This is a genomic window from Kluyvera intermedia (assembly GCF_021440345.1).
GTDB classification, from domain to species: Bacteria; Pseudomonadota; Gammaproteobacteria; order Enterobacterales; family Enterobacteriaceae; genus Kluyvera; species Kluyvera intermedia_A.
Window position 1 is genome coordinate 1 of record NZ_JAKCNS010000158.1, and the last position, 508, is coordinate 508.

1 protein-coding gene is annotated in these 508 nt (G+C 40.2%); it reads left to right on the forward strand.

The features are described 5' to 3' along the window. Positions 1-161 precede the first annotated feature (161 nt). Positions 162-508: porin (locus LZ634_RS22460; protein ID WP_234508938.1), on the forward strand; the 347-nt coding region annotated here is incomplete at its 3' end.

Consider the following 508-nt stretch of genomic DNA (forward strand, 5'->3'; position numbering starts at 1 on the left):
ATCATATTAAATTAATTATAAACGAAACATATTCAAATATTTAATATAGTTTACTTACATTTATATCGTGAAATAAAATGAACCCCCAATATATTATTCAATCCAGTAACGCCGGATGACGTTACTTTATTCACATGCGTTATAATGCAAAGGAAAATATAATGAAAATTAAAGCACTGGCAGTGTTGATCCCCGCTTTATTGATGGCAGGCGCGGTTAATGCGGCTGAAATATATAATAAAGACGGCAATAAACTTGATCTTTACGGCAATCTTGATGCCCGTCACACCTTCTCTGATAACGCAGGCGATGATGGCGACGAAACCTACGTGCAGCTTGGTTTTAAAGGCGAAACGCAAATCAACAGTGAGCTGACTGGCTATGCTCAGTGGGAATACAAAACCTACGCTAACGACACCGAAGGCGCAGGTGACAAATCCTTCAACCGCCTTGCCTTTGCAGGGTTGAAGTATGCTAACTACGGTTCCTTCGATTACGGCCGTAACTA